We start from the raw sequence: 25,908 nt of genomic DNA, 5'->3' as shown, positions 1-25,908 counted from the left end.
GGTGGGGCGGGCTCAGCGGGCGGGGCCGAACCAGCGTTCCAGCGCCGTCGGCAGGTCGTGGTGGCTGCCGGGTGCCGCCCAGGCGACGTGTCCGTCGGGCCGCACCAGCGCCGCCGCGGTGGTGGTCAGGGGGCTGTCGCCGGGTACGTCCCGGGGGACGGCGGTGACGATGTCGACCCGGTCCGTCCAGCCGTGGGCACGGCGCCGGAGTGTGGGGTTGTCGGTGAGGTCGAGGAGCAGTCCCCTTCCGGTGCGCAGGAGTTGGGTGCTGGTGGTGTGCAACTCGCCGTTTCGCAGCGTGAGTTGCGGCAGTCGGGCGCCGAGCAGGGGGTGCCGGCCGCCGCCGACGTCGTAGCGGATGTCGAGGCCGCTGACGCGGCCCGCGAGGTGGTGGGCCACCTCGGTGTGGTCGAGGAGTTCGGTGAGGACCTCCCGGACCGGGGTCACGTCCTCGCCGCCGAGGATGAGCAGACTCTGGGCGCGCGTGTCGGCCAGCAGGCGGCGGCCGACCGGGTGCCGCTCCTCGTGGTAGGTGTCGAGGAGGGTCTCGGGTGCCGTGCCGCGCGCCACCGCGGCCAGTTTCCAGCCGAGGTTCACGGAGTCCTGGACCGAGGTGTTCATGCCCTGTCCGCCGGCCGGCAGATGGATGTGCGCGGCGTCGCCGGCGAGCAGGACCCGTCCTCGCCGGTAGCGGGAGACCTGGCGGGCGGCGTCGGTGAACGCGCTGACCCAGACGGGTTCGGCACCGGAGATGTCGGTGTCGGTCAGGCGCTTGAAGACGCCGGCGACCTCGCTGAAGTCGGGCGGTGCGGTGCGCCGGGTGGGGGGCGTACCGCGCTCGGCGGCGATGACCCGGGTGATGCCGTCGGGCAGGTGGGCGACCATCACCAGGCCGCCCGCCGAGGGGTCGGCGGTCATCTTGGGCGGGAGGTCGACGCCGCGGAGATCGGCGAGGAAGAGTTCGGTCGTCGCGGGCGTGCCGGGGAAGTCGAAGCCGGCCAGTGTCCGCACGGTGCTGCGGCCCCCGTCGCAGCCGACGACGTAGCGCGCCCTCAGGGCCCGTTCCGTACCCCGGACGCTCACGCTCACGCCGTCGGTGTCCTCGGTGACGGCGACGACCTCCTGACCGCGTCGGATGTCGGCCCCCAACTGGCGTGCCCAGGAGTCGAGTACGGCCTCGGTGCGGGACTGGGGGACGGTGCGTGCCGCGCCGTGGGCGGCCGCGAGGACCGTGAGGTCGAGGGGCAGCCCGCCGAAGTGGCCGGCGGTGCCGGTCTCGATGTCGCCGAACCGGGGCAGCAGTCCGCGTTGGTCGAAGAGTTCCATCGTGCGGATGGTGAACCCGATGCCGCGGGATTCACCGGTGGGTTCTGCCAGCCGTTCGAGGACGAGGACGTCGACGCCGGCCAGGCGGAGTTCCCCGGCCAGCATGAGCCCGGCGGGCCCGGCGCCGACGACGATGACGGAGGCGTCCATGGGTGTTGTCCTCCAGGGAGAGTGGCTGTGTCGGACGGGTTCAGAGATAGGCCGTGTTGGGTTCGAGGCCGCACAGGGACCTGCCGTACAGCTCGACGTTCACGCCGGGCGTGATCATGGCGTGCAGTGAGGCGGCGTGGAGGTCGCGCTGGATCCGGGTGACCGGTACGTCGCGGTGGATGGAGGAACCGCCGCTCGCCGCCGCGAGGATGTCGACGGCGGCCTTGCTCTGCCGGGCGATCCAGCCGATCTGCACCCGGGCGGCCACCCGCTCCTCGGTGGTCCACGGTTCCTCGCGGGCGATCTTCTCGGCGATGAGTCCGGCGAAGCGGTGGGCGCGTTGTTCGGCGTCCTCGACGAGCAGGGCGGCCTCGCCGACCTGGAGGTGGGTGAGGGGTGCCTCGCGCTGGCTGGGATAGTCGGTGTAGGTCAGCGGGCGGCCGGGGAGGCGTTCCAGGAAACTCGACAGGGCGTATCGGGCGGCGCCGACGAGTTGGCCGCTCTGGATCGCGTTGGTGGTGACGAGGACGGGCACCCGGTAGTGCGGTTTGGAGCTGTTGACGCGGGACTTGGAGACGTTCTCGTAGAAGTCGGCTCCGGTGATGACCCGGTGGGCGGGGACGAAGACGTCCTCGGCGACGGTGGTGACGCTGCCGGAGCCCTGGAGGCCGATGGTGTGCCAGTCGTCCTCGATCCGCAGTTCGGCGACGGGTACCAGGCAGAAGAGGGGGAGGGTTCCGTCGGCCGGGTCCTCGGGCAGGGCCACGTTGATCTTCCACTGGCTGTGCAGCACCCCGCTGTTGAAGCGCCAGCTGCCGTTGAGGATCCAGCCGCCTGCGGTGCGGCGCGCGGTGCCGGTGGCCGCGGTGGTGCCGCTGACGCGTACGTGCGGGTCGGCGAACACCTCGTCCAGGGCCTCGTCGGGCCACAGGGCGGTCATCCAGCCCAGGGTGGCGTAGACCGAGAGGCAGAAGGCGGCGGAGCTGTTGCCCTTGGCGACCTCGGCGAGGACGTCCACGAAAGCGCGGGCGTCCGACTCGTAGCCGCCGTACTGAGCGGGGATCTGCATGCGCAGCAGACCCGAGTCCTCGATCGCGGTGACGACGTCCTGCGGCAGTCGGCGGTGTTCGTCGATCCACAGGGACCGGGCACGGAGCAGGGGCACCAGCTTGGCCGCGGCGGCGACGAGTTCGTCGCGGGTGGGTGCGGTGGTGGGTGGCATCAGGTCCTCCGGCGGTGGCGGCTTCGACGGGGGGAGCAGGGCGCGACTCGTCATTCGCTTTCGAGATTGGCGGCGATTCGGGCCAGGACGTCGTTGGCGGCGAGGAACTCGCTCTCGGATATTCCGTCGAGGGACCGCGCGGCATGGGCGTTCACGAGCTTTTCCGCGCGCTCGTGTGCCGCGTCTCCGGCCTCGGTGAGGGTCACCTTGTCCCCCGTCCTCAGGACCCAGCCGCGGACGGCGAATTCGTCGACGACCGGCTGATAAGAGGTCTCCCGGTCCACTCGCAGAAAGGGAGCGAATGCGGAGTCGATGTCGGACACCCGGTCGACTCCGATACTGATGGCGTGCAGCACCTGCCACCGACGGCGGTCCAGTTGTTCCTCGGCGAGTGCCCGACCGGTCGCCTCGTCGAAAAGAAGGTGCAGGTGCAGGAGCCAGTATCCGAGCCGTTTCGTCGTGTTCTTCTGGAGCACGGGAATCCACCTCAGCCTTTCTCCGCCGACGCCTTGCGGACCAGTCCCTCGTGGTGCGGGATGACCCAGTACAGGTCGAGTTCGATGCGGGCGAAGAGCCAGTGGCCGTCCTCCCGGACATAGCTGTCGGTGAACCGGCCGGCCACCATGGCGCTCTCGTCGTCGAAGACGACCCGTTCCTCGAAGAAGCTGACTCCGGTGCCCACGTCACCGGAGACCTCCACCTCGTGGCCGTGCACGAACTGCTTGACCAGCAGGCCCGATTCCGGCTTGTCCTGCTGGATGAGGCCGGGCAGGGACGTGAAGTACTCCTGGACGGCCGTCCGTCCGGAGGCCTGTCCGAGGTGCTGGTAGTCGAGCTGCGCGGTGCGGGAGAAGAGCTCCCCCACCCGCTCCCACTGCCCGTCGTTGATACGACGCGGCAATTCGGCACGCAGCCGGGTCAGTTCCCTGACGTCCTCAAGTGTCTGAACCCGTTCGACGAGTGTTTTCACCAGGTCGACCAGCTCTGTCTGTTCGGGCATGAAGAGGGAAACCCTTTCCGTCCTGGAGCGGGATTCGGGGGCGGGTATTCGGCGACCGCCGTCCCGCCATTCGACGTTCGCAGACCGATGCCTTCCGCTACAAGACACGCCCTCGGAAACTACGGTCGGCCCGTAGGGTTACCTGCGGGCCCGCTGCGGTCGGATACGGGAACGCGGACGCGCCGCCCCTCCGGTCGGGAGAAGCGGCGCGGCAGGCGGGTTTTCCGCAGGTTACGAGGGAGGCGCTCCCAAGGCGGAACGCAGTTCCCTGCGCCCTGAGACACCGAGTTTCCGATACACGCTCGACAGATGGAACTCGACGGTGCGCACGGCCAGGAACAGTGTTTCCGCGATCTGCCGATTGCTGTATCCGGCGCGGGCCAGTTCGCTGATGCGTAGTTCCTGGCTGGTGAGAACGGGAAGGTCGTGTCGTTCCAGGGCGCTCTTGAGCTGCTCCGGCCACAGTCCGTTCCGGCTTTCCCGGGCGACCGCGAAGGCCGCCTCCAGCCTGCTGCGGGCCGCTGACGGATCACCGCGCTCGGTCTGCAGCCGGGCGAGATCGTGGAGGGCGTGGATCAACTCGCCGCGGGCGTGCGCGAGGCCGAGGAGTTCCACGGCCTCCTCCAGCGACGTCACGGCGTCCTCACCCCGGCCGGCGACCGCCACCGCGTGCAGGGCGATGCCGATGCCGCGCGGTGCGCCCCAGGACCTCGCCGCGGTCAGTTCGTCGCTGGCCAGCGCGAGCGCGAGATCCTGCCGACGGGCCGCGAGCGCGGCGAACGCGGCTCGTGAGCGCCAGGGGATCACCGCGGGGTTGGCGACGTTCTGCGCGGTCAGGATCCGCCCGCAGGAGATCAGGTCGTCGAGCGCGTGCTGGACCTGACCGGTCGCCATCCGCAGCGTGCCGCGCGCGGCCAGGACGTAGGCCACGTCGGGCAGGCCGGGGTCCAGACGCCCCGCCAGTTCGTGGGCGAGGAGAACCTTGTGGGCCGTGTCCGTCCCGCCCGCCAGGACGTGCGCCTCGACGAGCCACGCGACGGCCAGCCGGTGCAGGGGCGCAGGCAGGCCGTGCGCGAGCGCTTCGCTGAGCAGCGCCGACGTCTTGACACCGTCACCGGACAGCAGGCTGATCCGCGCGCGCATCAGGGTCAGCAGTTCCTGGTGGCGTTGCGACCCCGACCAGCGTGGGTCCGCGGCCAGTCGGCGGCACGCGGTGTACGCGGCGACCAGATCGCCGGTGTACAGCAGCGTGAGGATGGCCAGCCACATGCAGTACGGGTGGCCGCGCCTGTCCGGCGCGTCCAGAATCGTCTCGATCTGTTCGTGGACGAGGGCACGGCGCACGCCCAGGTTCGCCAGTTCGAGGCTGTGCAGCGACAGGCAGACCTCATCGGGCGGTACGCGCTCGTCATGGGTGTCCTGCCGCCCTGGAATGTAGACGGCGGATCCCTCGTGGAAGGGCCGCTCGCCGGTCCCGGGCCACCCGGTCGAGTATGCCGTCTCCGTCATCTTTGTCCCCCCTGGTTCGGATGTGGATGTCCGGTGCGGCGCGTCCGTCCGTGCTGAGGCGCTGATGCGGGTACGCGGAGCCGTCGGCCGAGCCCGGACGAGGGCGGGTCGAGGCTCCCGAGACGTGGAGGTGCGCGGTGCGATCGCCGACTCGCGGAGTTCCCGCCGGGTCGCGGCCGGACGGCACTGTCCGGCAGACCAGGTCGGGCACGGAGCGCGGCAAGGACGAGGACACGTTCGCGACAGAACCGGAATCGACCGTACACGGTGAACATTGCCGCTTTGTCAACTGATTGGCCGACGCCATGGCTACCACGTCATGTCGGAACACGGTGACCGGTGACGATCACGGACGGCGACCGCCCCAGCTCTGTCCGAAAATCTACGCGACGCGTCGATGGCCCCGGCGCGGCCGATACCGCGCGCCACAGAATCGGACTCCCGAATTCCAAATCGACCGCGCCCCTGACCTCCCACCGGGAGAAGTGGCACCGATGAATCCGAATAGACGTCACCGATGCCACCGGACAACCGTCACAGATGTCGCCGAATAAATGTTCCCGATGTTTCCGAACAAGCGTTACCAGTGTTTCCGAACAAGCGTTACCGGTGTTCCCGAATACATGTCACCGGTCTTTCCGAACAGGAATCACCGGCGACACGGCGGAACAACTCCGGCGGGTTCGCTACATCGGCGCCCGCCCCGCGGCGACGAGCCCGGCGACCGGAGCCACATAACGCCGGCTGATCAGCCAGCGGCCGTCCTCCTGCTCGAAGTCGTCCTCGACCAGTCCCACCACCGTCCAGTCCGCCGGGCGGTGCCGGCCGTCGAGGGTGCGGGTCGCGCTCCAGTGCCACACCGTGGCGTAAGCCTGCACGTGAGGGGCACCGTCGGTCCATTCGATCAAGGTCTGGCCGAGGACGTGCGCCACCGTGGGTTCGCGCCGGTAGCGGCTTCCCCCGGACATGAAGCCGGCGAACTCGTCCCGCCCGTGGAAGCGCTGTGTGGGCCCCGGCATCACGTCGTACTCGATCAGCGCGCCCTTGGTGAAGCAGTCGACCAGTTGTTCATAGCGGCCCGTGTCCACCAGCCGGAAGAACTTGTAGAAGGTCCGGTAAATCTCGCGCTCCGCCTCGATGGTGGCCAGCAGATCGTCGTTCAGGGAGGCCATGTCGTTCCTTTCCGGGCCGCTGAGGTGTTCTCGCTCATGATGCCACGGGTGTTTTCCCAGCCTACGAAACAGGCCATTGACGCCCCTTGCCACAACTGGTTACGGTACGGCCGTCATCGGATTTCACCACGGCCTTGCCCACGGGAGGAAAAGCATGCGCAGCACGCTTTTCCCCGTCCGGTCCGCCGTTCTCTCTCCGACCGGCACATTGCTGTCGTCGCGCCGTCACATCGACCTCCAACGCGTCAACAGCGCGGTCTGTCGCGCCGTCTGAATCCACGCGATTCCCCGCGCCGCCGCCATGCGCCCCGGCGGGCCGCTCCCCCGCGCGGCCTTCACGCACCACGCTCCGGCACCCGCTCCCTGCCCCACCCCGGCCTCGTCCCGCAGGAGACAGCACCCGTGAAGACGCACCGTTCGAGTCCGCAGCGCCCGGTCTCGGCCCTCGCTCTGGCCCTCGCCCTCGCCACGTCCCTCGTCGCCTGCGGGGGAGCCGGTTCGCAGGCTCCGGACGACACCGCCGGACCTCCCGTGTCCGGCGGGAAATTCACCTTCGCCGTCGCGACCGACGCCGGATGCCTCGACCCGCAGCAAGTCGGCAGCAGCGACACCCTCTACGCACTGCGCCAGACCGTCGACTCCCTCACCGACCAGGATCCCGCGACCGGGCGCATCGTCCCCTGGCTGGCGAGGAGTTGGGAGGTCGGGGACGACGCGAGGACGTTCACCTTCCATCTGCGCCCGGGTGCGACCTTCAGCGACGGCACTCCCGTCGACGCGCAGGCGGTCAGGAAGAACTTCGACGCGATCCCGAAGCTCGGCGGCCTCGCGATCCTGGCCCAGGGCTATCTCACCGGCTACCGGGAGACGCGGATCGTGGACGACCGTACGGCCGAGGTCGTCTTCGACCGGCCCAACGCCCAGTTCCTCCAGGCGACGGCCACCGCCTCGCTCGCCCTGGTCTCCCCGGCGGACACCGCCCGCAGTCCACAGGCCCGGTGCAGCGAGGGTGTCCACGGCTCGGGTCCCTTCACGGTCTCCTCGTACCGGCAGAACCAGTCCCTGGCACTGAAGAGGCGCACGGGTTACGACTGGGGCTCGGCCGCCTGGCAGAAGAAGGGCGGAGCGTATCTCGACGCCGTGACCTTCACCGTGGTGGGTGAGTCCGGGGTGCGGGCCGGCAGTCTCGGCTCCGGTCAGGTGGACGCCATCGGCGGAGTGCGCCGCCAGGACGAGGCGGTGCTGCGGCGCGGCGGAGCCCGTGTGGAGCAGCGGGCCAACCCCGGTGTGGTCTTCAACCTGGGCTTCAACAACGCCCGGCCCCTGACCCGCGACGTCCGGGTGCGGCAGGCGGCGCAGGCGGCGGTCGACCGGGCACAGATCGCGACGGCCCTCTTCCCGACCGGAACCCGGCCCGCCACCAGCGTCCTGTCCCGCACCACACCCGGCTACACCGACCTCTCGGGGAAACTGGCCCACGACAAGAACCGGGCGGAATCACTGCTGTCCGAGGCCGGCTGGCGCGCGGGCCCCGACGGGATCCTCCGCAAGGGCGGCACCAGACTGAGCCTCACCGTGGTGTCGTTCAACAGGACCGGGGCCTACCAGTCCGCCCTCGAACTCGTCCAGCAGCAGCTGAAGGACGTCGGCATCCAACTGGTGATCAAAGAGCTCCAGGTCACCCAGTTCCCTCAGACGATCAAGACCGGCGACTACGACGCGCTGTGGGGCGGTGACCTCACTCGGGCCGACCCCGACGCGCTGCGCACGCTGTATTCGACGCGGCTCGTCAACTCCTACCGGCTCCCCGCCGGCCGGCTGGACACCGTCCTCGACGAGCAGGCCGCCACCACCGACAGCGCCAGGCGCGACGAACTCGTCGCCGAGGCCCAGCAGTTGGTCATCGCTCAGGCATACGTCGTGCCCATCGTCGACCTCGAGTCCCTGGTCGGCGTCTCCCGGCGGGTGCACGGCCTGACGCTCGGGGCATCCGGCGGGATCAGCCTCCACGACACCTGGAAGAGCTGACATCCCGTCAGAATCGAGTCGGCGAAGGAACGATGATGCGACGGTACGTACTGTGGCGTATGGCGCAGGCGGTCGGTGTGCTGTGGGCGGCGTACACGCTGACCTTCCTGCTCCTCGACCTCCTGCCGGGCGACCCGGTGGCCGCGATGGCGGGCGCCGGTCTGAACTCCACCCAGGTCACCCCCGAGCGGCTGGCCGAACTGCGCACGCAGTACGGCTTCGACAGACCGTTCCTGGTCCGCTACGCGAGCTCGCTCGGACACGCCCTGCGAGGCGACTTCGGGGACTCCGTCGCCACCGGCCGGCCTGTCGCCGACACCCTCGCCGATGCCTTGCCGCAAACCTTGCAGCTGACCGCGGTCGCGCTGCCGCTGGCGGTGCTGCTCGGCGCCGGCCTGGCGCTGGCGGCGACGTCCACGCGGCGGCGCTGGCTGCGTCAGCTGCTGCTGTCACTGCCGGCGGTGGGGATCTCCCTGCCCTCGTTCTGGGTCGGGCTGATGCTCGTCCAGGTCTTCTCGTTCCGGATCCGTCTGTTCCCGGCGTTCGGCAACGACGGTGCGGCCGGTCTGGTGCTGCCCGCGGTCACACTGGCGCTGCCGGCCGCCGTGCTGGTGGCACAGGTGCTGTCGAAGAGCCTCCTGGCCGTGCTCGACGAGCCCTATGTGCAGACCGCGCGGGCCAAGGGAGCGGGCCGGGTCCGGGTGCAGTTCCGGCACGCCCTGCGCAACGCCGCGCTGCCCGCGCTCACCGTCGTCGGACTGCTCACCGGTCAACTGACGGCCAACGCCGTCGTCGTGGAGGACGTCTTCTCGCGCAACGGGCTGGGCCGGATCACCACCGACGCCGTCACCGTGCAGGACATCCCCGTGGTGCAGGGCGTGGTCGTGTTCGGCGCACTGGTCTTCGTCACCGTCAACCTGTTCGTCGATCTGGCATATCCGCTGCTGGACCGCCGTATCGTCACCGTCGGCCGAAGGGGCCCCGCATGAGTGAGGCGCTGACGACCGCACCGTCGGACGGGGCGACACGCCCCGAGCCCGAGGTCCCGGTCTCCCGGAAGCGCGCGTCGGCCGGCACCGGGCGCCTGCTGCGGTTCCTGGTGCACCGGCCCGGCCTCGTGCTCTCGTTGATCCTCGTGACCGTCGTCCTGCTGGCCGTGTTCTGGCCGACCCTCCTCACCGACCGCGACCCCCTGCGTGGCACGCCGACAGAGATCCTCCGCCCGCCGAGCACGCACCACTGGTTCGGCACCGACGACCTGGGCCGCGACATGTTCGCCCGGGTGGTGCACGGCGCCGCTCTGTCGCTCAGGGCCACCCTGATCGCGGTCGGCGTCGCGTTCGTGACGGGCAGCACGATCGGGCTCGTCGCCGGTTTCGGCAGCGGGTGGGTCGAGACCGCGCTGATGCGGTTCGTCGACGTACTCCTCGCCGTTCCCGGCCTGTTCCTGTCGCTGACCGTGGTCGCCGCGCTCGGGCCGGGCACCGAGAACGTGGCTCTCGCCGTCGGACTCGCCGGTGTCGCGGGGTTCGCGCGGGTCATGCGCGCCGAGGTGCTGCGGGTACGGAACACCGTGTACGTGGAGGCCGCTCGCGTGTCCGGTGCCCGCTGGTACAGCGTGCTGTCCCGGCACGTCCTGCCGAACGCCGCGGGACCGGTGGTGGTCCTGGCGACCCTCGACCTGGGAACGGCGGTGCTCTCGGTGGCCGCCCTCGGCTTCCTCGGCTACGGCGCCCCGCCGCCCGCCCCCGAGTGGGGCACCCTGATCGCCGACGGCCGTGACTACCTCGCCGACGCCTGGTGGGTGTCGACGCTCGCCGGTCTGACCGTCGCGGCACTCGTTCTTGCCGTCAACCGTATCTCCCGGGCCCTGGACGGCGAGTGGACCACCGGCGACTGACGTACGCGGGGCGGGCGGCTCGTCGCTGAGTGTCCGCGGTGGCGTCCGATGCTGTCGGGCCCCGATGGTTCCGTCGTGGGCGGCCTGACGCACCGCGTCGTGCCGGCGCTCCAGGCCCCGCCGGATGTGGGCGGGCTCGTCCAGAGACTCGGCGTGGTCGAGGCGAGCGTCCGACACGGCTTGGACGTCGATGAGTTCGAGCATCACCCGCGCCGGGAGCGCACCAGCGGCCCGCCCCGCTCCAGAAGTGCCCGCGCCTCGCGCCCCAGGTACGGAAGACCGCGAACTCCTCGCTCCACGGGAGCGGTACGAGCGAGGCGTCCGCCGCGTGGTGCCCGGAGGCCGGCCGCTGCCTGAGGGTGTCGTGGGGCGTGTCCCCTGTGCGCAGAGGACGACGATGCCGGTCTCGTGCTGGGCGAGTCGCACCCGCCCCGAGGCGTGCGGCCGGGCGCCGGGACAGCTGGACGTCCGCCTCAGCCGCCGACGCCCGCTCCGGGGCCTCGGACGCGCCGCCGAAGCAGACCGTCGGACGTGCTCGGCCGGCCGTCGTCCAGGGGCGGGGCGCCACCTTGAAGCCGCTCACCTGCGAACGTGACGTCCTCCTCGGTCCACAGCCGTCGTACGAGACGGATGAACTCCTGGGTGCGCGCGTACCGTCGCGCCGGATCGCTGTGGGTGTCACCGTAGGCGGCCAGGTTGTCGAGGCCGCTGACGATGCTGACCAGGACCCGGCCGCGGCTGTGCTGGTCCAAGGCCGACGCGGCGCTCCTTGACAGGCAGCAGGACCTTGGTCATGTGATCGAATTTCTGAGGCATCGATCCGAATGCCGATGTGCCCCGGGCCGGCGGGGTACCTCGCCGGAAGGCCGGCTGGAGCGCGTCGACGGCCCGGCGCACCGATGAGCACGTAGCGCTTTCTCACGAACCCCTGACGCTCTTCGGGCCGTTGGTGTGACCGTGCGTCGGTTCAACGGTCCCGCGACGGCGTGCCTGGCAAATGGAAACACGCGCTGACCGACTTGCCGTGCGGGCAGGAGTGCGACTCCCAGGTGTCGGCGAGCGCGTCCACGAGGAGCATCCCGCGTCCGCCGAGGCGCTCCGTGCTCGCCTCGCGCGGAGTGGGCAGGTCGCTGGACCTGTCGTGGACGGAGACGTGCAGGCAGTGGTCGTCGCACGTCATCACCAACTGGGCGCTGCTGTGGGCGTGCCGGTGCGCGTTGGTGACCAGTTCGGAGACGGTGAGCAGTACGGCGTCCACCGTTTCCGGGGCGGTGGTGCTCCAGTCGAGCGCCTCCAGATGCCCGCGCGCCCAGTCCCGGGCCGACTTCACCTCACTGTCCAACGGCAGGGTGCGGGCCCAGCCCACTGCCCGGAGCGACGAACCTTCCACAGCGATCAATCCTCCCTCGGTAGCGTGCTCCGCTCAGTCCCCTCCTCCGTGGAACCCACCGGCGTGGAGCGGGTGTTCTCAGCGGCGACCACGGAGTCTGGCCAGCAGGCGCTGGGCCTGGGCCCGGCGGCGCGGGTCGGCGGCGGCCCGGCGTACTTGGTCCGCCGCGCGTCGCCCCTGGGGGCTCTTGGCGAACTGCTTGATGCGCTCCACTACGCCCGACATGACGCTCCTCTCCTCCGGTCCGACGAGCATCGGACCGTGCACTGTCTCGGCTACCCCGGCCGGGTCGGATCAGCCATGTCACCTGCGACGAAGAGACGCCACGCGGCCGTTCACCAGGGTCCGGGTGTGTCAGGAGATGGCCCGGAGCCGGCCGTGCGACCGGCGGCGGAGTTCGTCGAGGGCCTGTGCCGTGCTGTCGTCCGCCGGCAGCAGGACGACCAACTGCTGGGCGTCCGACGGGAGTTCGAGCGTCTCGCGGAGCAGGTGGAGTGCGCGTCCGGACGGGTGGTCGAGGCGGAGGGTCCCCCGTCGCGGAACCACGTGCCGGTTCAGGCGGCGGGTGAAGTCGGGGCCGGCGGCGGACGCGAGTTCCGTGGTGAACCACTCGTAGTTCCCCACGGTCGGTCCGAGCCACAGGTCGAAGGCCTGCTCGTCGGCGACGTCGTCCCAGTCCGTGAAGAACGTCCGGGCGCGGGGGTCGGTGAAGACGTAGCGCGTGAGGTTCGGTGTGTCGGTGTCGAGCAGTCCACTCCCGCGTACCAGCGACTCGTAGCCGCTGGTGTGGGCGAGGACGTCCCCAAGTCGGTTGGTGACGAGGGCGATTCCGGGTTCGAGGAGGCGGAGCGTGCGCAGGATGGACGGACGGACCTCGCGGAGCGGTGGCCCGGGTCGCGTGTGGGCGGAGCACTCACCGCCGGTGATCTTCGTGAGGTGGCGGAGATGGTCGCGCTCGGACGGGTCGAGGCCGAGCGCGTCGGCCAGGGCGTGCACCACCGCCACCGAGGGATTGCGGTCACGGCCCTGTTCGATGCGGGTCAGGTACTCGACGCTGATGCCGGCCCGGGCGGCGAGATCCGAGCGCCGCAGCCCCGGTGACCGGCGGCGGCCGCGATCGGGCAGTCCCAGCGACTCGGGCTGGACGCTGTCCCGCTTGGTCCGGATGAAATCCCCCAACGGCGAACCCATGGCACGAGTTTACGGCGCTGCCCGCTCGTCGCGGAGTGCTCGGAGTGGCCCTGCGGGGGCCAGCCTGGGCACGGTCTGGCTGGGAGCGCGAAGCCGTCCGATCGTGGTGGGCATGGAGAACAGACCTCAGCTGGTGATCATCGTCGGAAGTGTGCGGGAAGGACGGTTCGGCCCGGTCGTGGCCTCGTGGGTGGCCCAACAGGCCGCTCTGCACGGTGTCTTCGAGGTGGAGGTCGTCGATCTGGCCGAGACCGACGTCCCGTTGGCGCTGCCCGCGGCCTCGCCGAAGCACGCCGGTGACGACTATCCGCGCCCGGCCGGGATGGCGGCCCTGACGTCGGCGCTGACGAACGCCGACGCGTTCGTCGTCGTCACGCCGGAGTACAACCACAGCTATCCCGCATCGCTGAAGGCGGCCATCGACTGGCACTTCACGCAGTGGGCGGCCAAGCCGGTGGCCTTCGTCAGCTACGGCGGTGCCGCGGGTGGCCGACACGCGGTGCTGCACCTGGAGAACGTGCTGACCGAGCTGCACGCGGTGACGGTTCGCGACGGTCTCGCCTTCCCGAACTACTTCACCTCGTGGCAGGACGGCCGTCCGCTCGATCCCGCCTCAGTCGGCTACGCCCGGACCGTGCTCGACCAGCTGGCCTGGTGGGCGGTCGCCCTCCGGTCGGCGCGCGAGGCCGTTCCCTATCCGGGGTGAGGTGGATCGGCCCTCGCCTCAGGTGCCGGATCGCTCGGTTTCGCCGCGGCCGCCAGGCTGGGCTGGAGGCGGCGGGCCGCGTTGAGGTGGTCGGCGGTCCAGATGATGCGGACCGCCGTCGCCGTGGCGTGTCCGTCGTCGCCGCGCAGATCGCGGCGCAGGGAGTGGACCAGGCGTGCCTCCTCGTCGGGGTTCCGGGACAGCGGAGCGGGCACGGCGGTGTGCCGGCCGAGTCCCACGGCCAGGTCCCGGTACCAGTCGGCCAACCGACCGACCGTGTCGAGCAGCGTGAGCCGGGCCTCGGAGCGATCGGGTTCCATCCGCTCCTCACCGCCGTTGCGCTGCCACAGTTCCAGTACCGCGTCCGAGGCGAGCCGCAGTCCTACGACCCCGGTGACCAGGGTGGTCATGTCGGACAGGCGTACCGGCTTGGCGCCGCGTTCGGCGAGGTAGCTGCGGAAGGCGTCGTCGAGCCGGCGGGCCGCGGCGGCCGCCTGCCGACCCGCCTCCACCGGCGCGTCGGTCGGAATGCAGCCGATGCTGCAACGGCTCGCCGCGTACTCCACCGTGTCGGCCAGATAGCGGGCACTTTCGGTGTACGCCGCCGACAGCGCACGGTCGACGGCGGCCGCGGCGCCCCGCGGCCAGAAGAACAGGCCCACCAGCACGCTCACCCCGCAACCGAGGGCGATGTCCTCGATCCGCAGCAGCACGATGTGCCAGTCGGGGTTCTGGCCGATGTTGAACAGGATGACGAGGGTGACGGTGAAGGCCGCCTGCCCGGCCGCGAACGAGACGGCGGCGGGGGCGATGCCCGCGATGAGCACGGCGACGGGAAGCAGGAACCAGAGCACGGTGCTGTGGTGCCCGATGAGCTGGAGCAGTCCGGTACCGATGAGCGAACCGACCAGCGTGCCGCCCAGGGCCCGGAGCGCGTTCTGCCCGGTGTTGAGCGCGTTGGAACGCAGCACCGACAGGGTTCCCAGCAGGATCCAGAACGAGTGCTGGACACCCGTCGCGTTCGCCAGGGCCACGGCGATACCGAGGCCGAGCGCGCCCCGGAGGCTGTTGTGCAGCCAGACCGAGCGCGGTTCCAGGTGTGCGGCGGCGCGCTCGACGGCGGAGGCCAGCGGCTGTGTCAGTGCGCCTGGTTCCGTGCCCAGCAGCCGCTGGGGCCAGCTGCGGCGCTCGGCGGCCGCGGACAGGTCCACGTTGCCGGCGATCTGGAGGGTGGCGAACCCCAGTTCCTGGGCGCGGAAGGACAGGTCGAGGGTGGCGATGAAGGCGCGGACCTCCGACTCCGTGCCGGGTTTCGGCCGGTGCACGGGCAGCCGATGGGTGGCGCGGGCTTCCATGCCGTCCATGGCCTTACGCAGGTTCGCCAGGGCGGCGCGGAGCGCGTCGGGCGCGTTGCGCGGGGCGTCGAGGATGTCGGCAGCCTCGTCCAGGGCGGTGGCCGCCGCACGCCGTACGGCATGCGCGTCGGCGTCGCAGGCCTGGGGGTCCGCCGATGGGGGGCCGCTGTCGGCCACGATGGCGCTCAGCCAGGTCAGCTCGTCGACCAGCCGGACCAGGGCGCGGGAGCCGGCGGACAGGCCGGTGGGGCGGTAGAGCGTGGCGTCGAAGGCGGTGCGCAGGTCGGCGGCCGCCGCTGCGGCCTGGCCTGCGGTGACCGCGCACTGCCGGACGGTGGGCGCGTCCGGGCCGCCGGCCAGCCAGGAGGCGTCGGTACGCAGCTGCGCCGCGGCCGCGCGGCAGACCCGGGCGGCGGGGGCGCTGAGCGGGTCCGCGGCGGGCCGGGGCCACAGCAGGGAGATCGCGAGCATGGCGGCCGCCGCCGCGAGGCCCGCTCCGGCAAGGCGGTCGGGCAGCTGTGAGAGCGGGACCGGCGAGGTCACCGGGAGGATGAAGGCCAGCAGCAGCGCGGTCGTCGCACCCGCGAGAACGGAGCTGACCACACCGGAGAACAGCACCAGGAAACCCACCACGACCATGGCGGTGACCGCGAGCCAGGTCGCCCGGGCCGCCAGCGTGCCGAGGCAGATGAGCACCGCCCAGGCCACCGCCAGGCCCACGTGAGCCCGCAGGCGCTGCACCATCGGGCCGGTGAACTCCACCAGCAGGAGCATGGAGAACGAGCCGAACGCCGCGTAGGTCGCCATCGTCGAGGACTTCAGAACCTGAGTGCACAGGGCGAACAGGGCGGGCATCACCAGCGCGGTGCGCGCGGCCCTGCGCGTCGCCGCGAGCCCCGGATCATGGTCGCGCAACCAGGTGGGGATCCGCCCGGCCAGGGCGCGCCACGGTTTCTCCATAGCCCCGCGCACCTCCGGTCGGCACAGCACCCACACACCCCGCCGATCACGAGTATCCGCCATTCGCGGTGCCCGCACACCGCGCTCTCGCACCGGATCGGTTCCGGCCGCCGGATCTCGGGCCGCGGCACGTCGGTCACGGTTCGATGACGAAGGCCCGTGGGGTGTGCGCTGGGCGGAGGTCCGGGGCGTGGGGGTGGTGGGACGGCGGTCGGGCTCGCTCCGCAGGCGCCCACCAGGCCGTCCGGCCTTCCCCCCGAGACAGAAGTGAGGACCAACCAGCCATGCAACAAAGGAAGTTGGCTTACGGCGCGGCCGGCATCGCCGCCGCAGGACTGTGCGCCGTGCTCGCCACGACGGCACTCGCCTCGCCCGGCCACGGAACCACGGCACAGGCCAAGCCGCAGACCACGCATCAGTCGCAGACGACGGTCAAGGAGTCCGCCGAAAAGGCGAAGGCGTCCTCCAGTGCCGGGAGCAAGTCCCGGCTGTCGGAGGAGAATCGGCTCCTGCTGAACATACAGAGGGAGATCAAGGTCACGACCGGCAACCCGACCGCCGCCCAGGTCGTCGAGGCCGACAGGTTGGTCGGGCAGTTGAAGGCGAAGGGCAAGGCCACCGCCGCGCAACTCGCCTGGCTGTCGCTGACTCCCGGTCAGAAGCGTGTGGAGGCCGCACCGGTGGGCGCGAACTGAGTGGAACGCGCAAGCGGCGGTGACCGAGGACAGCAGACCGGCGTGACGGACTTCGAGGAGTTCTACGAGTCGTCGTACGCGCGACTGGTCGGTCAGCTGTTCTCGGTCACCGGCAGCCTCGAACAGGCCGAGGACGTCGTGCAGGAGGCGTTCATCCGGGCCCTGGACCGCTGGCCCCGGATCCAGGCCTACGACGTGCCGGAGCTGTGGGTACGCCGGGTCGCGATCAACCTCGCGGTGAGCGAGATCCGGCGGTTGCGCCGGCGCGCCGCGGCCCTGCTGCGCCTGGGTGCCCAGCGCCCGCAGCCCCAACTCACGCCGCAGACCGCCGAAGTCGCCGAGCTGCTGCTCCGGGTCCCGGTGAACCAGCGCCCCGTGCTGCTGCTCCACGACGTACTGGATCTGCCGATCGACCAGGTCGCCGGGCAACTGGGCCTGCCGGTGAGCACCGTGCGCGGCCGGCTCGCCCGCGCCCGCGCGAACCTCGCCCGCCATCTCGCCGCAGATCCGGAAGGAGCTCTGTCCCACCATGGCCGACGCTGAACCCGCATCCGAGCACGGTCTTCGCCACCTCGTCGAGGAGGGCACCCGGGCCGCGCGGCGGCCCCCTCTCCCGGACCTACGGCGCCGCGCCCGCCGCCGCCGTACGTTCCGCGAGGTCGCGACGGTCACCGCCGTAGCGGCCGCGGTCGTGGCCGTCTTCCCCCTGGTGACCTCCTTCGACCGTTCCGGACCCAGCACTCCCGGTCCGACGGCGCCCCACTCAGCCTCCCCCAGGTCCCTGATCGCCACCCCGACCCAGACCGTGCCCGGCGGCACGATCACCCTGACCGGCACGGGCTGCGCCCCCGGGAAGTCGGTGACCCTCGGAATCCGCTGGGACCGCGGTGCGAAGCTGAGCCTCTCGATGGAGCAACAGAAGACATCACCGGGACAACCACAGGCGACGGCCACGGCTGCCGGGACACATCAACTGGCCTCGGTCGACGCACTCCCCACCGGCTCCTTCGAGGCCAGGGTCAGGATCCCGACCAGCCCCGTGATCAACAAACCCACGCTGTGGGCCAGTTGCGGGACCTCGACTTCGTCCCGCCAGCTCACCCAGTACGTCTCGATCGTCGTCCGCAACCCCAACTAACCCCTACCAGACCCCACTTGCGCCCGCCGCGGCAAGGACGGCGACTGTCTCGGGATGGGGACCTCTGCGGGCCCACTCCAGGGGCGACCAGCCCGTACCGTGGTCTTCCCGAATGTTCGGATCGGCGCCGTGGGCCAGCAACTCGCGCACGGTGTCGGCGTGCCCCCACACGCGGCCGCGCACAGTGGCGTGCCCTCAGCGCCGGTTCCGCCGCTCTCGGTGTCGGGAGAGGCACCGGCCGACAGGAGCAGCCCGGCGATCGAGGCTTGTCCGTTCACCGAGGCCGCGTAGAGAGGTGTGGTGCCTTCGCTGTCGGCCCGTTCCGGGTCGGCTCCGACACGCAGTACCGCCGTCACAACGGCGGTGTCCCCGCGCTGAATTGCTCCGAAGAGACGCCTGGAGAGCTTCTTCCGCCGCCGCTGGTTCACGACCCGAGACCAGGGTCGGGCCGCGCGGCCGGGCCACTCATATCCGGGGCGCTTCACCTCGTACGGCGGACGGGGTGATGATGGCGGCCATGACACTGTCGACGGCGTTCACGAAGTTGTTCGGTGTGCACCACCCGATCGCGTCGGCGCCGATGGGCGGATCGGCCGGTGGTGCGCTGACCGCGGCCGTCTCTCGCGGCGGCGGACTGGGACTGCTCGGCAGCGCCAACGGTGAACGCGCCTGGCTGGCCCGCGAGTTGGCCATCGTCGCCGAGCACACCACGAAGCCGTGGGCATCGGCTTCCTCACCTGGCAGATCGACGTCGGCGCGGTCGAGCACGCGCTGGAACACCAACCCGCCGCAGTGATGCTGTCGTTCGGGGACCCGAGCCCCTTCGCCGGACGCGTCCGCCGGGCCGGTACGGCATTGATCATCCAGGTCACCGATCTGGAGGAGGCGAGGCGCGCGGTCGACCTGGGCGCCGACATCATCGTGGCGCAGGGATCCGAGAGCGGCGGGCACGGAGCCCGGCACGGCCGTTCCACGCTGCCGTTCGTACCGGTCGTCGTGGATCTGGCGGCTCCCGTACCCGTGCTCGCGGCGGGCGGGATCGCCGACGGCCGGGGTGTGGCCGCCGCGCTCGCCCTCGGGGCCGCCGGGGCGCTCATCGGCACCCGCTTCCAGGCCACGGCCGAAGCCCTGATCACCCCCGCGACCGCCGCAGCCATCGTCCAGGGGCACGCCGAGGACACCGAGCGCAACCGCGTTCTCGACATCGCCCGGGGTTCCAGTTGGCCGTCGCACTACACCGCCCGCACGCTCGGCCATCCCTTCCTCGACGCGTGGCGCGGCCGGGAGACCGAACTCGCCGCCGACCCCGACGCCCGACGGGACTACCAACTCGCCCTGTCCCGGGGCGACATACCCGCGCTGCCCATCTGGGCCGGCGAGGCGGTCGACCTCATCGACGACCTGCCGTCCGCCGCCGACCTCGTCAACACCCTTGCCACGCAGGCCGAGGACGCGCTTGCCCGCGCGGGCAGGAGTTGAGGGGCGAAGGGTGAGGACATCCCTCGTCGCCAGGGGCGTCCGGCGCGCTCCGCCTCGACGCGGGTTACCGAACTCACCGCGCAGACACGGCAGTTGATGGCACGACGGGTTTGCGGGCGAGGATCTGGATGCCCGTCGACTCATGTCCGTTCATCGTGGGCACCGCGATGGTCCGGGTCGTGAGGGTCTCGAAGCCGCTCAGCAGGGTGGTGAGCCATGCGCGGGAGTGGTGGCGGCAGACGGCACCGTCATCGGTCTCGAACACGCCGTAGGTGGCACAGCGGGTGGCGTAGCGGTCGTAGCGGCGGCGATTGCGTTCGTCGTCCTGGAGAAGCAGGTCGCTGAGGTAGAGGATTCCGCCGGGCTTGAGGATGCGGTGCAGCTCGGTGATCAGGCGGAGTTGGGCCTCGTCGGCGGGGACACAGGTCAGCACGGCGAAGAGCAGCACCGCGTCGAAGGCGGCGCCCGGGGAGGGCCATGCCGGTGGTGCGTCCAGGGTGGTGAAATGCAGGGTGGGGTGCAGGTGTCGGGCTCGTTCGATCATGGCCGGTGAGGTGTCGGCGCCCGTCAGGTCGGCGAAGCCGTGCTGTTGGAGTTCCGCCAGGGTGCGGCCGTAGCCGCATCCGTAGTCGAGAATCGCGGCGCGTCTGCTGAGCCCCTCCAGCCAGGGCGGGCGGAGGGGATGGGTGAAGGTCTTCGTTGCCGCGGCCGCGTCCCAGTAGGGAATCTGGCTGTCAGGGTCGGACACGATGTTTGCCTTCCTGGGCCCGCCCCGCACAGGTACAGCCCGAACATGGTCTGTCCGGAGCGCGTGGCGTCATCCCGTCAGACCCCGGCGAGCAGACCGGCCAGCGGTGCCGGGACGTGTTCGGGGTCGAGGGCCTCGGTGAGGACGCGGCCGTAGTGGATCTTGCGGCCCTTCTTCGTGCCGAGGAAGCGTCTGAACTGCTGCCGCGGGTCACGGCCTCGCTGGGCGGGCTGGCGCAGGAAGGTGGTCAGGGCGCGCTGGTCGCCCTCGGCGCGGACGAGTTCCTCGACCCGGGTCACGCCCAGGACGCGGATCAACTCGTCCTCCAGGTCCGCGGCGCAGACGAAGAAGCTCTGCTCGCCCGCGCCGGCGCGGGCGAAACCCCGGGCGTAGTAGGGGCGTTCCGCCTCGTCGCACAGTCCCGTGAGGCGCAGGCCCAGTCCGGGCGGGCCGAGGAGCCGGGCGTAGTGACCGACGCTCATCGCGCCGCCGATCGACAGGACGCAGACCCCTTCGGCTGCCAGGTCCCGGCCGCGGCTGGCCGCCAGCGCGTCGACCGCCGCGACGTCGCTGGGCCCTTCTAGCAGGACGGCCGTCCGGACGGGCAGACTTGCGGCCAGTTCGCGCGCGGAGTCGCCGGGACCGCCCGTCGCCCATGCGGTGACCGCTTCCCGGAACGCCTCCATGTCAGTCATGACACGAGTCTCGGTCCGTCCCGCCCGCATCGCGAGGGAATTAACGGCGGGACGTCGATCTCAGTCCTCGCCCGCGCCCAGCACATACAGCCCCGGAAGGTTCACCACGATCGCCTCCTGCGTGCTGCGGGCGATCACCACCACGGCCTCGTCGGCAGGGTCCGGGTTCTCCTCCCGGTGCGGTACGAACGGCGGGACGAAGATGTAGTCCCCGGGGGAGGTGCGCAGACGTACCTCTTCCGGTTCCGAGCCGGTGTCGTCGAGGAAGACGAACTCGGGGTGTCCGCTCACCACGTAGATGGCGGTCTCGGACTCACCGTGGTGATGGTCGGAGGACGACGTCGAGGGTGCCACGTGGGTCTGGCCCATCCAGAGTTTCTCGGAGCCGACGGTCTTCCCGCTCACCGCGGCGAATCGGCGCATGCCGCCGCTCTGCGCCGTGTCGCCGTCGAGGGCGTCGGCGCGGACGTGGTGCAGGCGGCTGCGCAGGGGGGCGGTGGACTGCCCTGCGGCGTCGTGGAGATGGGGGTGGAAACCTTCGCCGGGGGTTGTCAGCGGCTCGCTCATGGTGGGGGACGCTAGAGCCGCCCGGAAAAGGAAGTCAAGAGGTGTCCATTGTCCTTCACCTGCGGCAATGTTCCCGCAATGTATGAGGAGAGGTGGGAGGGGAAGCGGCGGAAACCCTCGTCGCGGGGCCCGCGTCGGGCATTATGTGCGTATGCATATCTCCGCGAAGGCGGACTACGCCACGCGGGCTCTGCTGGAGCTCGCCCGCGAACCTGCCCGTCCGCTCACGTGCGAGGCGATCGCCTCCTCGCAGCAGATCCCGTTCCGGTTCCTGAAGTCCGTGGTGGGCGAGTTGCGCAGAGCCGGCCTGGTCCGCAGCCAGCGTGGCTGCGAAGGCGGGTACTGGCTGGGCCGGCCCGCCGACGAGATCACGCTCCTGGACGTCTCCCGGGCCGTGGACGGCGAGCTGATCACCCTGCGCGGTGAACCGCTGGCCGGACTCGACTACCCCGGCCCCGCCACCGGTCTGCCCGGGGTGTGGCGCCGGATCGAGGCCGAGGCCGCCGCCGTCCTGAGCGGCACGAACCTGGCCACCCTGCTGCCCGCCGGCGCCGGACAACAGCACGTGCCGGACGGGCAGTTGACCCGCCAGGGAGCCGCATGACGGCCCCGGACCAGCACCCCGCCCAGGCCGCCGACGTCCTCGAAGTCGTCGAGTACACCGACCCCTTGTGTCCCTGGGCCTGGGGATCCGAACCGGCCTTCCGCCGGCTGCGCGCGGCCTTCGCCGGGCAGGTCCGCTGGCGCCGCGCGTACTGCATCCTCTTCGACCACGACGACGACCCCGCACCCGACCCCGCCGCGGAAACCGCCTGGTACGCGCGCTACGTCGAGGACATCAGCGCCCACACCCACGCCCCGCGGGCACGTCGCCTGAGCCGCGTGGCCGCGAGTTCCTGGCCGGCCTCGCTGGTCGCCAGGGCGGCCGAGGCGCAGGGTGCCGACGTGGCGGACCGGGTGCTACGGCGGCTGCGGGAGAGCGTGTTCGTGCTCGGCGAGCCCGCGGACACCCCCGGGTCGGCGCTGTCGGTGGTGTTCGGCGTACCCGGTCTCGACGCCGGTCGGCTCGCGACGGACGCGGCGTCGGTCGACGTACTGGAGAGCGTGCGGGCCGACCGTGCCGAGGCGCGCAGGCCGGTCGACGACGTGCTGTCGGTGCGCGCCGACTCGCCCCATCCCGGCGCCGCCAAGGAGACTCCGGACGGCCAACTCCGGTACGCGCTGCCGACGTTGCTCCTGCGCACCGCCGCCGGGCACCGCGTCGTACCGGGCTGGCGGCCGTACGAGGAGTACGTCTCCGCCGTCGCCGAACTCAGTCCCGCGCTGCTCCCCGCACCCACCGCGCTGGGCCCGGCGGAGGCGCTCGCGCGGTACCGGACCCTGACCGAACCCGAGCGCACGTCGCTTACCGACGGCGGTCCGTGGCCCCCGGCCGGTGCCGTCCGGGTCGACACCGGCAACGGGCCGCTGTGGCTGCACCCGGAGGAGGCCGCGGCACATCCCGCCGTGGCCCCCGTCCCTTCCTCCCGCCCCTGACAGGCCTCTGATCAGCGGTCAGAGACCGTCCCGCCCAATGAGACACCAATTGGTGTCCATTGACAGCCTCGGACGGCTGGCCCCAGGATGTGCAGCATGCTCACGACGCACCCCGGTGTGGTGTGCCGCTACGTGGACCTGCGGCGCACCTGCAGCGCTCTCTGTCGCTGACCCGCCGACCCCGGCCCACAGGCGCCTGACCCCGCTCCCGTAGCCACCGGCATTCCGCCGACTCGCCGCCCAGCGCCGTCTCTTCGCGTCTCCTCGCCTCCTCTGCCTCCCTCCGTGTCCCGGGCCCTCCCCCGCGATCCGCCGACGCCTCCTGCCCTGGGCCCGGCATGCCCCCGTGCGTATCGAAGCCGCACCGGCATGTCCGCCGCCCCGGTCTCCGCGGTGTCCGGCCCCCGGGTGTGCCGCCCTCGCTCCCTTTCCGCTGCCCCGGCGCGGCCGGGAGCCCTCGAAGAAAGAAACGAAGATGTCCGGACGACTCACGCCCCGCAGCCGTCGGGCGGCCTTCCGCCCCGGCAGACTGCGCGCCGCCGCCCTGGGTACCGCCCTCGCCACCGTGCTCGTCCCCGCCCTCAGCGCCTGCGGCGGCGACGCCTCGACGGCCGGCGGCAGCGCCACGCTGAAGTGGGCCTCCTCCTACTTCCCCGCCCACTGGGACCCGGTCGTCAGCGGCAGTGGCGCCCAGTTCCGCGAACTCGGCCTGGTCTACGCCTCGTTGACCCGCACGGACGCGACCGGCAAGGCCGTGCCCGACCTGGCCAAGAGCTGGGAGTACAACGCCAAGGGCGACCAGATCACCTTCCACCTGCGCTCCGGCCTCAAGTTCAGCGACGGTACGCCGGTCGACGCCGCCGCCGTGAAGGCCGCCATCGTGCGCGCCCAGAAGCAGAAGAACTCGGCGCTCTTCGGCGACCTCACCTCGATCAAGTCGGTGGACGCCAATGGGCTGGACGCGGTGCTCCACCTCAGCCAGGTCGACTACCAGATCCCTCAACTCCTCGGCGAGCGCGTGCTCCAGATCGCCAGCCCGAAGGCGGCCGCGTCCCCGACGAAGCTGGACCAGAGCCCGGTCGGCGCGGGCCCGTTCATCGTCACGCAGCTCGTCCCGGGCACCAAGGTCCTCCTGAAGAAGAACCCCGACTACTGGGACGCCAAGGACATCCACATCGACAACGTGGAGCTGACCTCGGCCCCCGACGCGGCGACGGTCGTCTCCGGACTCCAGACCGGCGTCTACAACTTCGCCGACATCGCGCCCAGTCAGGCCGAGGCCGCCAAGAAGGCCGGACTCGACGTCTTCGTACAGCCCGGCTTCAACGCCTCCAACATCAGCCTCAACGTCAACAAGGCGCCGTTCAACAACGCCAAGGTCGTCGACGCGGTCCGGTACGCGATCAACCGCCAGGAGTTCGTGGACAAGCTGACCTTCGGCTACGGCTCGGTCACCAACCAGCCGTTCCCCAAGGGGTATGTGGCCTACGACCCGCAGTCCGCGAACGACTACGCCTACGACCCGGCGAAGGCCAAGCAGCTGCTCTCCGAGGCCGGTTACAAGGCGGGCCAGATCAAGCTCGACCTGGTCATCCCGGCGGAAGACCCCTCGGCGGAGATCGTCCAGGCGCAGTTGGCGAAGGTCGGCATCACGGTCGACATCAAGGTCGACAAGAACTGGGCCACCCCGTTCTTCGCGAAGAACCTGACGCTCTCCATCTACGGGACGACGGGGCGTGACTCCGCCGCACAGACCCTCACCGCGCACTTCGGCCCGAACGGCCCGCTCAACCTCAGTACGCCGTACGAGCCTTCGGGCTTCGAGGCGGCCATCGCCAAGGTGCGCCAGACCCCGCTGGACTCGCCCGACTACGCGAAGGTCCTCCAGGCGGCGACCCGGGCCGGTCTGCAGAGCAAGGCGCTGGTCTTCACGTACTCCTCGCCCAACCTCATCGCCAAGAGCAAGTCCATCTCCGCCCTGCCCAAGAACCCGGCCCACATCGACTGGACCGGCGTGACCATCGGCGCGAACTGACGCTCCCTCAACTCCCGTTCCTCAAAACGTCATTGCAGGTCACTACAGGTCACTACAGAGAGGGGGCAAGCCATGACGACGACGGAGGCACCGGCCACACCGCCCGACGTCCGTCACCGGGTCGCCACGACCGGGACGCGGCACACCGCGGGCCGCGTCCTGGTCACCCTCGCCCGGTCGATCGCGATCTTCGTGCCCGTGTTCCTGGTCGCGACGTTCGTGACGTTCGCGCTGCGGTCGCTGAGCGGGCTCAGCCCGGCGCGGATCCAGCTGGGCGAGGAAGCAACTCCCGAGGCGGTAGCGAGAGTTGAAGCGCACTGGGGCCTCAACCGGCCCTTCCTCGTCCAGTACGTGGACTGGCTGGGCGGGGTCCTGCACGGGCAGCTCGGCACCAGCTGGACCAACGGCGCCGACATCTCCACCCTGATCGGCCTCGGCCTGGGTGTGAGTCTGTCGGTGGCGGTCTTCGCGCTGATCATCGGCGTGGTCGCGGGCTTCGGCCTCGGCACGCTCGCCGCGCTGCGCCGTACGACCTGGATCGACCGGGCGATCACGGGCTTCGTCACGGTGATCTCGGTGATGCCGGCCTTCGTCGTCGGCATCGTGCTGGTGGCGGTGTTCGCGGTCGGCCTGCATGTGTTCCCGTCCGCCGGTTACGTCCCGGCGGCGCAGGGGGTCGGGCCCTGGCTCGCCCATATCACCCTGCCCGCCGTCGCGTTGAGCTTCGACGTCGTCGCCGACGTCGCCCGTCAGCTCCGTACGAGTCTCATCGCGGCCTATCGCGAGAACTACGTGACGGGCGCGGTCGTACGGGGACTCGGTCCACGCCGGATCTTCTTCGGGCATGTGCTGCGCAACGGGCTCGGCCCGGCGCTCGCGACGCTCGGCCTGAAGTTCCCCACGCTGGTCGGCGCCTCCGTCGTCACCGAGTGGATCTTCGGACTCCAGGGCTTCGGCCGGTTCGCGAACGACTCCGCGCAGGCCGGTGACGTACCGGCCGTGCAAGGGGTCCTCGTCGTGTCGATCGTCCTGGTCGTCGTCTTCAACCTGATCGTCAACCTGGTGCTGGCGCGTGTGACGCCGGCGTCCCAGCGGGGGGTGTGACC

26 protein-coding genes and 2 pseudogenes are annotated in these 25,908 nt (G+C 70.9%); 13 read left to right on the top strand and 15 right to left on the bottom strand.

What is annotated here, in order from left to right; translation table 11 throughout:
- Positions 1-12: 12 nt before the first annotated feature.
- The 6 genes from R2B38_RS43130 to R2B38_RS43105 form a co-directional block, all read right to left on the bottom strand.
- Positions 13-1,476, bottom strand: a complete 1,464-nt coding sequence (locus tag R2B38_RS43130) for an FAD-dependent monooxygenase (RefSeq protein WP_318021259.1) — start codon at positions 1,474-1,476, stop codon at positions 13-15.
- Between the two features lie 40 nt (positions 1,477-1,516).
- Complete coding sequence (locus R2B38_RS43125; protein WP_318021258.1) at positions 1,517-2,698, bottom strand: acyl-CoA dehydrogenase family protein; 1,182 nt, start codon at positions 2,696-2,698, stop codon at positions 1,517-1,519.
- Positions 2,699-2,748: 50 nt separating this feature from the next.
- The gene (locus tag R2B38_RS43120; RefSeq protein WP_318021257.1) at positions 2,749-3,174 is read right to left on the bottom strand and encodes a MarR family winged helix-turn-helix transcriptional regulator; all 426 of its coding nucleotides are present in this window, start codon (positions 3,172-3,174) and stop codon (positions 2,749-2,751) included.
- Positions 3,175-3,185: 11 nt separating this feature from the next.
- Positions 3,186-3,698 carry a nuclear transport factor 2 family protein gene (locus tag R2B38_RS43115; RefSeq protein ID WP_318021256.1) on the bottom strand — a complete coding sequence of 171 codons (513 nt, stop codon included), beginning with the start codon at positions 3,696-3,698 and terminating at the stop codon, positions 3,186-3,188.
- Between the two features lie 231 nt (positions 3,699-3,929).
- Positions 3,930-5,207, bottom strand: coding sequence for a helix-turn-helix transcriptional regulator (locus R2B38_RS43110; RefSeq protein ID WP_318021255.1), 1,278 nt, complete (start codon positions 5,205-5,207; stop codon positions 3,930-3,932).
- 686 nt (positions 5,208-5,893) lie between these two features.
- Complete coding sequence (locus R2B38_RS43105) at positions 5,894-6,379, bottom strand: nuclear transport factor 2 family protein (protein WP_318021254.1); 486 nt, start codon at positions 6,377-6,379, stop codon at positions 5,894-5,896.
- A gap of 154 nt (positions 6,380-6,533) precedes the next feature.
- Between R2B38_RS43105 and R2B38_RS51405 the strand changes: the two genes are divergently transcribed.
- The 4 genes from R2B38_RS51405 (at position 6,534) to R2B38_RS43090 (ending at position 10,307) form a co-directional block, all read left to right on the top strand.
- On the top strand, positions 6,534-6,653 hold the full coding sequence (locus tag R2B38_RS51405; protein ID WP_411978543.1) for a putative leader peptide: 120 nt from the start codon (positions 6,534-6,536) through the stop codon (positions 6,651-6,653).
- A gap of 128 nt (positions 6,654-6,781) precedes the next feature.
- Positions 6,782-8,407 carry an ABC transporter substrate-binding protein gene (locus R2B38_RS43100; protein WP_318021253.1) on the top strand — a complete coding sequence of 542 codons (1,626 nt, stop codon included), beginning with the start codon at positions 6,782-6,784 and terminating at the stop codon, positions 8,405-8,407.
- 35 nt (positions 8,408-8,442) lie between these two features.
- Positions 8,443-9,396 (top strand): ABC transporter permease, encoded by a 954-nt coding sequence (locus R2B38_RS43095; protein WP_318021251.1) that lies wholly within the window; start codon positions 8,443-8,445, stop codon positions 9,394-9,396.
- Positions 9,393-10,307: an ABC transporter permease gene (locus R2B38_RS43090; RefSeq protein ID WP_318021250.1), complete on the top strand. Its 915-nt coding sequence runs from the start codon at positions 9,393-9,395 to the stop codon at positions 10,305-10,307. Before R2B38_RS43095 ends, R2B38_RS43090 begins: the two co-directional genes overlap by 4 nt.
- Positions 10,308-10,780: 473 nt before the next feature.
- On the opposite strand, the gene R2B38_RS43085 is transcribed toward R2B38_RS43090, so the two are convergent.
- The 4 genes from R2B38_RS43085 to R2B38_RS43070 form a co-directional block, all read right to left on the bottom strand.
- On the bottom strand, positions 10,781-11,059 hold the full coding sequence (locus R2B38_RS43085; protein WP_318021249.1) for an LLM class flavin-dependent oxidoreductase: 279 nt from the start codon (positions 11,057-11,059) through the stop codon (positions 10,781-10,783).
- Between the two features lie 215 nt (positions 11,060-11,274).
- On the bottom strand, positions 11,275-11,697 hold the full coding sequence (locus R2B38_RS43080) for an ATP-binding protein (protein WP_318021935.1): 423 nt from the start codon (positions 11,695-11,697) through the stop codon (positions 11,275-11,277).
- Positions 11,698-11,775: 78 nt separating this feature from the next.
- Positions 11,776-11,922 carry a hypothetical protein gene (locus R2B38_RS43075; protein WP_318021248.1) on the bottom strand — a complete coding sequence of 49 codons (147 nt, stop codon included), beginning with the start codon at positions 11,920-11,922 and terminating at the stop codon, positions 11,776-11,778.
- A 129-nt stretch (positions 11,923-12,051) separates the two neighbouring features.
- Positions 12,052-12,888: a helix-turn-helix transcriptional regulator gene (locus R2B38_RS43070; RefSeq protein WP_318021247.1), complete on the bottom strand. Its 837-nt coding sequence runs from the start codon at positions 12,886-12,888 to the stop codon at positions 12,052-12,054.
- 112 nt (positions 12,889-13,000) lie between these two features.
- Between R2B38_RS43070 and R2B38_RS43065 the strand changes: the two genes are divergently transcribed.
- Positions 13,001-13,594 (top strand): NAD(P)H-dependent oxidoreductase, encoded by a 594-nt coding sequence (locus R2B38_RS43065; protein ID WP_318021246.1) that lies wholly within the window; start codon positions 13,001-13,003, stop codon positions 13,592-13,594.
- Here R2B38_RS43065 and R2B38_RS43060 read toward each other — a convergent pair.
- Positions 13,582-15,909 carry an FUSC family protein gene (locus R2B38_RS43060; protein ID WP_318021245.1) on the bottom strand — a complete coding sequence of 776 codons (2,328 nt, stop codon included), beginning with the start codon at positions 15,907-15,909 and terminating at the stop codon, positions 13,582-13,584. The genes R2B38_RS43065 and R2B38_RS43060 overlap by 13 nt on opposite strands.
- Before the next feature lie 284 nt (positions 15,910-16,193).
- On the opposite strand from R2B38_RS43060, the gene R2B38_RS43055 reads away from it, so the two are divergent.
- Genes R2B38_RS43055 through R2B38_RS43045 form a run of 3 tightly spaced genes read left to right on the top strand, consistent with a single transcriptional unit; the run spans position 16,194 to position 17,742 of the window.
- Positions 16,194-16,604, top strand: coding sequence for a hypothetical protein (locus R2B38_RS43055; protein ID WP_318021244.1), 411 nt, complete (start codon positions 16,194-16,196; stop codon positions 16,602-16,604).
- Positions 16,605-16,646: 42 nt separating this feature from the next.
- Complete coding sequence (locus R2B38_RS43050) at positions 16,647-17,147, top strand: sigma-70 family RNA polymerase sigma factor (RefSeq protein ID WP_033279857.1); 501 nt, start codon at positions 16,647-16,649, stop codon at positions 17,145-17,147.
- Entirely contained in the window at positions 17,134-17,742 is a 609-nt protein-coding gene (locus tag R2B38_RS43045) for a hypothetical protein (protein ID WP_318021243.1), read from the top strand. Before R2B38_RS43050 ends, R2B38_RS43045 begins: the two co-directional genes overlap by 14 nt.
- 3 nt (positions 17,743-17,745) lie before the next feature.
- Here the strand turns inward: R2B38_RS43045 and R2B38_RS43040 are convergent.
- Positions 17,746-18,170, bottom strand: a pseudogene (locus R2B38_RS43040) (ankyrin repeat domain-containing protein).
- 77 nt (positions 18,171-18,247) lie between these two features.
- On the opposite strand from R2B38_RS43040, the pseudogene R2B38_RS43035 reads away from it, so the two are divergent.
- A pseudogene (locus R2B38_RS43035) lies at positions 18,248-19,221 on the top strand (NAD(P)H-dependent flavin oxidoreductase).
- 73 nt (positions 19,222-19,294) lie between these two features.
- Here R2B38_RS43035 and R2B38_RS43030 read toward each other — a convergent pair.
- The 3 genes from R2B38_RS43030 to R2B38_RS43020 all read right to left on the bottom strand — a co-directional run bounded on the left by R2B38_RS43030 (position 19,295) and on the right by R2B38_RS43020 (position 21,231).
- Positions 19,295-19,969 carry a class I SAM-dependent methyltransferase gene (locus R2B38_RS43030; protein WP_318021242.1) on the bottom strand — a complete coding sequence of 225 codons (675 nt, stop codon included), beginning with the start codon at positions 19,967-19,969 and terminating at the stop codon, positions 19,295-19,297.
- Between the two features lie 77 nt (positions 19,970-20,046).
- Entirely contained in the window at positions 20,047-20,664 is a 618-nt protein-coding gene (locus R2B38_RS43025; RefSeq protein WP_318021241.1) for a TOPRIM nucleotidyl transferase/hydrolase domain-containing protein, read from the bottom strand.
- 60 nt (positions 20,665-20,724) lie between these two features.
- Entirely contained in the window at positions 20,725-21,231 is a 507-nt protein-coding gene (locus R2B38_RS43020) for a cupin domain-containing protein (RefSeq protein WP_318021240.1), read from the bottom strand.
- Between the two features lie 151 nt (positions 21,232-21,382).
- On the opposite strand from R2B38_RS43020, the gene R2B38_RS43015 reads away from it, so the two are divergent.
- The 4 genes from R2B38_RS43015 (at position 21,383) to R2B38_RS43000 (ending at position 25,906) form a co-directional block, all read left to right on the top strand.
- The gene (locus R2B38_RS43015; protein ID WP_318021239.1) at positions 21,383-21,835 is read left to right on the top strand and encodes an Rrf2 family transcriptional regulator; all 453 of its coding nucleotides are present in this window, start codon (positions 21,383-21,385) and stop codon (positions 21,833-21,835) included.
- Positions 21,832-22,767: a DsbA family protein gene (locus tag R2B38_RS43010; RefSeq protein ID WP_318021238.1), complete on the top strand. Its 936-nt coding sequence runs from the start codon at positions 21,832-21,834 to the stop codon at positions 22,765-22,767. The genes R2B38_RS43015 and R2B38_RS43010 overlap by 4 nt, the downstream gene beginning before the upstream one ends.
- Positions 22,768-23,242: 475 nt before the next feature.
- Positions 23,243-24,802 carry an ABC transporter substrate-binding protein gene (locus R2B38_RS43005; protein WP_318021237.1) on the top strand — a complete coding sequence of 520 codons (1,560 nt, stop codon included), beginning with the start codon at positions 23,243-23,245 and terminating at the stop codon, positions 24,800-24,802.
- Positions 24,803-24,874: 72 nt separating this feature from the next.
- Positions 24,875-25,906, top strand: a complete 1,032-nt coding sequence (locus R2B38_RS43000) for an ABC transporter permease (RefSeq protein WP_318021236.1) — start codon at positions 24,875-24,877, stop codon at positions 25,904-25,906.
- Positions 25,907-25,908 lie beyond the last annotated feature (2 nt).

Origin of the sequence: Streptomyces sp. N50, from assembly GCF_033335955.1 — a bacterium.
Taxonomy (GTDB): Bacteria; Actinomycetota; Actinomycetes; order Streptomycetales; family Streptomycetaceae; genus Streptomyces.
This window is presented reverse-complemented; position numbering and strand designations above follow the sequence as displayed.

What these genes read in the sequence shown, in the direction of transcription:
- R2B38_RS43005 (WP_318021237.1), top strand. Translation starts at nt 23,243, where the DNA reads ATGTCCGGACGACTCACGCCCCGCAGCCGTCGGGCGGCCTTCCGCCCC.
- R2B38_RS43065 (WP_318021246.1), top strand. Translation starts at nt 13,001, where the DNA reads ATGGAGAACAGACCTCAGCTGGTGATCATCGTCGGAAGTGTGCGGGAA.
- R2B38_RS51405 (WP_411978543.1), top strand. Translation starts at nt 6,534, where the DNA reads ATGCGCAGCACGCTTTTCCCCGTCCGGTCCGCCGTTCTCTCTCCGACC.
- R2B38_RS43055 (WP_318021244.1), top strand. Translation starts at nt 16,194, where the DNA reads ATGCAACAAAGGAAGTTGGCTTACGGCGCGGCCGGCATCGCCGCCGCA.
- R2B38_RS43095 (WP_318021251.1), top strand. Translation starts at nt 8,443, where the DNA reads ATGCGACGGTACGTACTGTGGCGTATGGCGCAGGCGGTCGGTGTGCTG.
- R2B38_RS43070 (WP_318021247.1), bottom strand. Translation starts at nt 12,888, where the DNA reads ATGGGTTCGCCGTTGGGGGATTTCATCCGGACCAAGCGGGACAGCGTC.
- R2B38_RS43090 (WP_318021250.1), top strand. Translation starts at nt 9,393, where the DNA reads ATGAGTGAGGCGCTGACGACCGCACCGTCGGACGGGGCGACACGCCCC.
- R2B38_RS43025 (WP_318021241.1), bottom strand. Translation starts at nt 20,664, where the DNA reads ATGACTGACATGGAGGCGTTCCGGGAAGCGGTCACCGCATGGGCGACG.
- R2B38_RS43115 (WP_318021256.1), bottom strand. Translation starts at nt 3,698, where the DNA reads ATGCCCGAACAGACAGAGCTGGTCGACCTGGTGAAAACACTCGTCGAA.
- R2B38_RS43015 (WP_318021239.1), top strand. Translation starts at nt 21,383, where the DNA reads ATGCATATCTCCGCGAAGGCGGACTACGCCACGCGGGCTCTGCTGGAG.
- R2B38_RS43010 (WP_318021238.1), top strand. Translation starts at nt 21,832, where the DNA reads ATGACGGCCCCGGACCAGCACCCCGCCCAGGCCGCCGACGTCCTCGAA.
- R2B38_RS43130 (WP_318021259.1), bottom strand. Translation starts at nt 1,476, where the DNA reads ATGGACGCCTCCGTCATCGTCGTCGGCGCCGGGCCCGCCGGGCTCATG.
- R2B38_RS43105 (WP_318021254.1), bottom strand. Translation starts at nt 6,379, where the DNA reads ATGGCCTCCCTGAACGACGATCTGCTGGCCACCATCGAGGCGGAGCGC.
- R2B38_RS43060 (WP_318021245.1), bottom strand. Translation starts at nt 15,909, where the DNA reads ATGGAGAAACCGTGGCGCGCCCTGGCCGGGCGGATCCCCACCTGGTTG.
- R2B38_RS43075 (WP_318021248.1), bottom strand. Translation starts at nt 11,922, where the DNA reads ATGTCGGGCGTAGTGGAGCGCATCAAGCAGTTCGCCAAGAGCCCCCAG.
- R2B38_RS43125 (WP_318021258.1), bottom strand. Translation starts at nt 2,698, where the DNA reads ATGCCACCCACCACCGCACCCACCCGCGACGAACTCGTCGCCGCCGCG.
- R2B38_RS43110 (WP_318021255.1), bottom strand. Translation starts at nt 5,207, where the DNA reads ATGACGGAGACGGCATACTCGACCGGGTGGCCCGGGACCGGCGAGCGG.
- R2B38_RS43000 (WP_318021236.1), top strand. Translation starts at nt 24,875, where the DNA reads ATGACGACGACGGAGGCACCGGCCACACCGCCCGACGTCCGTCACCGG.
- R2B38_RS43020 (WP_318021240.1), bottom strand. Translation starts at nt 21,231, where the DNA reads ATGAGCGAGCCGCTGACAACCCCCGGCGAAGGTTTCCACCCCCATCTC.
- R2B38_RS43045 (WP_318021243.1), top strand. Translation starts at nt 17,134, where the DNA reads ATGGCCGACGCTGAACCCGCATCCGAGCACGGTCTTCGCCACCTCGTC.